This is a genomic window from Corallococcus interemptor (assembly GCF_003668875.1).
In the GTDB taxonomy this organism is placed as follows: Bacteria; Myxococcota; Myxococcia; order Myxococcales; family Myxococcaceae; genus Corallococcus; species Corallococcus interemptor.
Genome location: NZ_RAWM01000023.1, coordinates 85,574 through 91,573, shown reverse-complemented (window position 1 = coordinate 91,573; position 6,000 = coordinate 85,574). Strand labels below are relative to the sequence as shown.

General features: G+C 69.4%; 5 protein-coding genes. 3 read left to right on the top strand and 2 right to left on the bottom strand.

The window, feature by feature from the left end; translation table 11 throughout:
- Together D7X96_RS11625 and thrS are read left to right on the top strand one after the other, a co-directional pair.
- Positions 1 to 1,833: OPT/YSL family transporter (locus D7X96_RS11625; protein WP_244219537.1), on the top strand; the 1,833-nt coding region annotated here is incomplete at its 5' end.
- Between the two features lie 255 nt (positions 1,834 to 2,088).
- Entirely contained in the window at positions 2,089 to 3,291 is a 1,203-nt protein-coding gene (gene thrS, locus D7X96_RS11620) for a threonine--tRNA ligase (protein WP_120552081.1), read from the top strand.
- A gap of 72 nt (positions 3,292 to 3,363) precedes the next feature.
- Here thrS and D7X96_RS11615 read toward each other — a convergent pair whose 3' ends face one another.
- A complete protein-coding gene (locus D7X96_RS11615) occupies positions 3,364 to 3,783 on the bottom strand; it encodes a CBS domain-containing protein (protein WP_158616309.1) in 420 nt (139 codons plus the stop codon).
- Positions 3,784 to 3,998: 215 nt separating this feature from the next.
- Here D7X96_RS11615 and msrB point away from each other — a divergent pair, with 215 nt between their 5' ends.
- Positions 3,999 to 4,421 carry a peptide-methionine (R)-S-oxide reductase MsrB gene (gene msrB / locus D7X96_RS11610; RefSeq protein WP_120552079.1) on the top strand — a complete coding sequence of 141 codons (423 nt, stop codon included), beginning with the start codon at positions 3,999 to 4,001 and terminating at the stop codon, positions 4,419 to 4,421.
- 99 nt (positions 4,422 to 4,520) lie between these two features.
- On the opposite strand, the gene D7X96_RS40895 is transcribed toward msrB, so the two are convergent.
- Positions 4,521 to 5,801, bottom strand: a complete 1,281-nt coding sequence (locus tag D7X96_RS40895) for a FadR/GntR family transcriptional regulator (protein ID WP_244219536.1) — start codon at positions 5,799 to 5,801, stop codon at positions 4,521 to 4,523.
- Positions 5,802 to 6,000: the final 199 nt, after the last annotated feature.

Below are 6,000 nucleotides of genomic sequence, written 5' to 3'. Positions count from 1 at the left end.
GAGTCGCTCCCCCCGGAGCCTTCCGCCCCCCTGTCCTCCGTGCCCGACGCCGCCGCGCCGCGCTTCCGCTTCCTGCCCGCGGTGGGCACGTGGAAGTACCACCTGCTGCTCGCGTCCGTGGCCATCTTCTTCCTGGGCCCGCTGGGCGGAGTGGCCGCGTCGTACATGAACTTCAGCCTGGGCTTCTTCGTCGCCAGCCAGGTGCTGTCCGGCATCCTGGGCAGCGTCGTCACCTACGGCTACGGCGCGGAGGGCAAGCACGGCGCCAACTACATGCAGACGATGGCCGCGTCGGTGGCCTCGCTGTGCGCCATGTCCGTGCTCATCCAATCCATGGTGTGGCTGGGCATGCCCCAGCCGCCCGCGTGGCAGCTGATGCTCTTCGTGGGCTGCGTGGGCATGTTCGGCGTGGGCGTGGGCATGCTCTACACGCCGCTGCTCGTGGACAAGCTGCAGCTGGACTACCCGTCCGGCTACGCGGTGGCCAACATCCTGCGAGCGCTCACGGACAAGCGCCTGCTCAAGGCCTCCATCGCGAAGCTGGGCGGAGGCACCGGCCTGGGCATCCTGGCCGCGTGGCTCACGGAGAAGGTGGCGGCCATCGCCGCGCTGAGCGTGAGCAGCTCCACGGTGGGCGCCGGCATGGTGGTGGGCAGCCGCATCACCGTGCCCGCCATGCTCATGGGCCTCATCGGCCTTGGCATCACCCCGTACCTCCAGGGCATCGGGTGGCTGGGGCCGAATGATCCGTACCGGAAGATTGGCTTCCTGATTTCGCTGGCCATGATCTGCGGCGCGGCGCTGGTGGACCTGGCGCTGCTCGCGGTGCAGGCGGTGGACCGCATCCGGGGCCGCGCGCAGGCGCCCGCGGACAACGAGCCCGCGTGGAAGAAGGTCAACGTGCCCCGGCTCATCGCCTGGGTGGTGGGCTGGGGCGCGGCCGTGGTGGTGGTGGCCACGCAGGTGCTGCACCAGCCCGCGGGCTTCATCCTCTTCGGGCTCGCGCTGTCGCTGCTGTTCGTCCTCATCAACGGCATCGCCTACGGCATCAGCGACAACAACCCCATCTCCAGCGCCTTCGTGATGTCGGTGCTGCTGATGTCGCTGCTCGGCCTGAAGGATCCGCTGGTGGGGCTGATGGCGTCCTCCATCCTGCTCATCTCCACGTCGGTGGGCTGCGACATGCAGCAGGACCGCTCCACCGGCTGGCGCCTGGGCACCAACCGCGTGGTGCAGTTCCGCTACCAGGTGCTGGGCATCTTCATGGGCGCGGTGCTGTGCGTGGTGCTGGCGCGCGTGTTCATGGGCGCCTACCCGGTGCTGTCCGTCAACCAGCTGGACCACCCGGACGTGAAGGTGGCGCAGTGGAGCTCCGCGATGACGTACAAGTTCGTGGGCGCCATCCGCGACCTGGGCACGCTGTCGGCGCACAAGGTGACGGCGCTGCTCGTGGGCCTGGGCATCGGCTTCACGCTGGAGGTCATCCGCAAGGTGGTCCGCCGCCACCCCGCGTACCTGCGCTACGTGCAGGGGTCGCGCACGGGGTTTGGCGTGGGCTGGACCCTGGACTCGCTGGTGCTGGCCAGCCCCTACGCGTACGCGTTCGGCGGCTTCATCGCGCTGCCCGCGGCCATCTGGTTCGGCATGGGCGGCATCCTCACGTCGCTCTTCAACACGGTGACCAAGCGCTTCCGGCGGGAGCCCGCGCCCGGCGAGACGGTGCTGCCGGAGGACATGAGCACCATGTCGCTGGTGGGCGGCGGCCTCATCGCGGGCGAGTCGCTCTTCTACCTGTTCGTCGGCCTCGCCGGCCTGCTGTCCCTGTTGGGCTGAAGCACCCCATCCCGGAGGCCGGCTTGACTTTCCGTGCCTCCGGGAGCACTTGTTGCCCTTGTGAACCTCGTCCTCACCACCACCGCGACCCAGACCACCACCGCTTCGGCGGGCGTGGGTTCGGTGCGCGTGTCGGTGGACTGACGAGCGCACGGTTTCCCGCCCCGCCGAAGTCCGGCCGGGGCGACCGTGCAACCTCACACGCCCCGTGTCCGGCCCCGGCTGCTTCATCCCGACCGACACACGGAGACGACAATGCTCGACGAACACGACCACCGCGCGCTGGGCCAGCGCCTGGACCTCTTCCACCTGCAGGAGGAGGCCCCGGGCATGGTGTTCTGGCACCCGCGCGGACTGATGCTGTACCGGCTGCTGGAGGACCACGTCCGCCAGCGCATGCGCGAGGAGGGCTACCGCGAAGTCCGTACGCCGCAGCTGTGCTCCCAGCCGCTCTGGGAGCAGAGCGGACACTGGGAGAACTTCCGCGAGAACATGTTCTGCATGCCGGAGGGGGACCGGCACCTGGCGCTCAAGCCGGTGAGCTGCCCGGGCCACATCCAGCTCGTGCAGCGCATGAATCCCAGCCACCGCGACCTGCCCCTGCGTCTGGGGGAGTTCGGGCTGGTGCACCGCAGCGAGCCCAGCGGCGCGCTACACGGGCTGTTCCGCCTGCGCCAGTTCACGCAGGACGACGGCCACATCTTCTGCGCGGCGGAGCAGGTGGAGGCGGAGGTGGTCCGCTTCGTGCGCTCGCTGAAGGCGTTCTACGCGGGCTTCGGCTTCGACGACGTGCAGGTGGCCTTCTCCAGCCGTCCGGCGATGCGAGCGGGGAGTGACGCGCTGTGGGACCAGGCGGAGGCGTGGCTGCAATCCGCGGCGAAGCAGGCGGGCCTCCAGTACGAGGACCAGCCCGGCCAGGGCGCCTTCTACGGGCCCAAGCTGGAGTTCGTGCTGAAGGACCGGCTGGGCCGAGCGTGGCAGTGCGGGACGATCCAGCTGGACCTGGTGCTGCCGGAGCGCTTCGACCTGCACTACGTCGGCGTGTCCGGAGAGCGCCTGCGCCCGGTGATGCTTCACCGCGCGCTGTTCGGCAGCCTGGAGCGCTTCATCGGCATGCTGCTGGAGCACCACGGGGGCGCGCTACCGGCGTGGCTCGCGCCCGAGCAGGTGGTGGTGGCCTCCGTGGGCGCGGGGGCCGCCGCGTACGCGGAAGCGCTGGCGGCGCGGCTGCGGCTGGCGGGCTGCCGAGCGCGAGCGGACGTGCGGGACGAGTCGCTGTCCAAGAAGGTCCTGGGCTCGCACGAGGACGGCGTGCCGTTCCTCGCGGTGGTGGGTGGCCGTGAGGTGGAGTCCAAGGGCGTCCGCCTGCGGCAGCGCGATGGCTCGCAGCGCGACCTGCCCTGGGATGACGCGGTGGCGTGGTTGTCCGCCGCGTGCCAGCCGGCCGTGGTGGGCTGAGCGTCAGGACGTGAGGCAACGGCCCGGTGCTCCCTTCGTGCATGCGGAGGGGGCGCCGGGCCCTCTGGCAGTTCAAGAGTAGAGGCTCAGGTGTTCCAGCGGCTCGCCGGGCGTCAGCAGCGTGAGGGGCTCGGAGGCGACGTCGTCCAGGCGCAGCAGTCCCACCGCGTGTTGTTCGGAGTCCACGACGACCAGGCGGTTCACGTGGTGTTCCTCCATCAGGCGCTCACCGGCCTCCAGCGGCGCGTCCTCCGGACAGGTGACGAGCGGGGCCACCATGGCCTCGCGCACGGTGGTGACGTCGGGGTCGTGGCCGTGGACGGTGGAGCACAGGGAGAGTTCGGAATCGGTGAGCAGGCCCACCACCCGCCCGTGCTCCGTGACGGTGAGTGCCCCCACGCTGGAGGCCTCCAGCCGCTCGGTGGCGGAGCGCAGACATTCATCCACGTCGATGGTCTTCACGTCCGTGTGCATCAGCTCTGAAATCCGCATCGTCGGGCCTCCTCGTGGCGCGTACCGCGTCCCGGGGGAGTACAACTGACGAGCGGGTCTCCAAGCCCTGGTCCGAAAGGCCCGGCTTGTCGTGCGGTACAGAACAAGGGCGCCGGCCGCCTGGCTGCCTGCCTGGTGTAGGGTGCGACGCGAAGGCGGGCGGTGCATCCAAGGTGGTGCTCCGGGCTTGAGGCCCGAGACGTGGAGGAGGACTCATGGCGGACAAGCTCAATCTTTCCAACGAAGAGTGGCGCAAGCGCCTCACCCCCGAGGAGTTCCAGGTGCTGCGTCAGCACGGCACCGAGTACCCGGGAACGGGCTGTTTCCTCGGCACGAAGACGCCGGGTACCTACGTGTGCGCGGGCTGCAACAACCCGCTGTTCAAGTCGGGCACCAAGTTCGAGTCCGGCACCGGCTGGCCGTCCTTCACCCAGACGCTGTCGGAGGACTCCGTCACGGAGATCCGCGACGTGTCGCACGGGATGATCCGCACCGAGGTCCGCTGCGCACGCTGCGACGGCCACCTGGGCCACGTCTTCCCGGACGGTCCGCCGCCCACGGGGCTTCGCTACTGCATGAACTCCGTGGCGATGAAGCACGTCCCCGAAGGCAGCCCCATCGAGCTGGTCCGGGCCTGACGATTCGCAGTCCCCAGCGACGCAGCTGCCCCGCGCAGGGAGTGCATGCGCCGCTTCATGCCTGGGTTGTCCGAGTAGCTTTCGGCCGACTGCAAACCGTCAAGCCCTGAAACCCGACGCCCCAGGAAGCCCATCCACGGATGGGCCGCCGCCGGGCCCCCTCTGGGACGCCTGGGCCTCCGGGGCCTTGGCGTCCTCGGAGACTGCCCCAGTGGCGCCAACCTCAGTCTCCAACGAAGGAGCACGGTTGCCGTGCCCCCCCACGGGGCGATAGGCCGCCGACGCCTCGTCGAAAGGGCAGTCGGACGGAGGAGGGCCAACGCCCTGTCCATCCAAGCCAAAGCGTGTCGCCAGCACCTCCGCCTGCTGGTTCACCGACACAAAGGCGCTGACGCCGTGCCCTTCCGCGCCAAAGCTTGCCTCGTCCAATCCACGGTGCGGCTCCAGCGCCTCGTTTTGCCGGTGCGCTGACGCGGAAGTACTGATGCTTGCCCCTTCCACCTCACGGTGTGTCTCCTGCTCCTCGCCTTGCCGGTTCGCTGATTCGGAAGCGCGGACGCCGTGTCCTTCCACGCCAGGGCGTGCCTCCTGTACCTCATCCTGACCGATGGCTGACTCGCGAGCGGAGAGGAGACCCTCCCGGGCGAACGAGTCTTCGGGAGCGACAGGTTTCAGGGGGGCGAAGGCATTCAGCACAAGGTCATCGTGTGCCTTCATCAGCGCCGACAGTTCCTGCTGGATGGCCCGCGTGTCGCGATCATGCAGGGCATTCTTCGCGCAGTTCACCCACTGGCGCAGCGGCTCACCTCCTAGAAGAGGCAGCAACTGGGCCGCGCCGACCATGAAGGCCCGCTGCAGGGACTGCACCAGGAGCACGTGCCCGGGCCGGTCCGCCACCCGGGCCGCCAGCCGCAGCAACTCGAATTCCACCTGGGCGCAGTAGGCCCCTGACTCCCAGCGCGCCGCGTCCCAGAGTCCGAAGCAGATGCTCCCCAGTTGGTCCAGGTCCCGCTTGGAGGCCCGTGTGCAGCAGTCGGACAAGAGCTCCACCAGCACCTGCCGCCGGAGGCTGAAGTAGCCCTCCAAGAGCCACCGGGCGTCCGGCGAGCGCATGTCATGCAGCGCCAGGCCCAGGTTCTCCAGCGTCAGCGACTCATCCAACGGCACCGCGCGCGTCTTGCGTCCAGGCCGCTGCACCACCACGCCCCGCGCCGCCAGCCGCCGCAGCGCCTCACGGATGGTGCCCCGGCAGACGTCATAGTGCCGCGCCAGCTTCGCTTCCGAGCCGAACCGCCCGTTCGGGTGAATCCGTCCCAGCGCGATGTCGCGCTCAATCTGTGCTTCCACGTACGCCACGAGCCCGCCGTGTCCCATCCCCATTCCCCCTCCTCGTCCCAGCATCGCCATCCAACCACAGGGGTCTGACATGGACGCGTGAGTCCCCCTCCGGAGCCGGACGAAAAAAACCTGTCCGACTGTCGGACAGGTTTTTTGGCAACCGCCCCCGGGCGGGCTCTTCGGCTCGTGGGGCCTGACCTGGGGGCCTCGCACGCAGGGCATCGCGGCCCACCACTGCGCC

Bases quoted from the DNA above. Each gene is read 5' to 3' on its own strand.
- thrS (WP_120552081.1), top strand. From the start codon at position 2,089: ATGCTCGACGAACACGACCACCGCGCGCTGGGCCAGCGCCTGGACCTC.
- D7X96_RS11615 (WP_158616309.1), bottom strand. From the start codon at position 3,783: ATGCGGATTTCAGAGCTGATGCACACGGACGTGAAGACCATCGACGTG.
- msrB (WP_120552079.1), top strand. From the start codon at position 3,999: ATGGCGGACAAGCTCAATCTTTCCAACGAAGAGTGGCGCAAGCGCCTC.
- D7X96_RS40895 (WP_244219536.1), bottom strand. From the start codon at position 5,801: ATGGGGATGGGACACGGCGGGCTCGTGGCGTACGTGGAAGCACAGATT.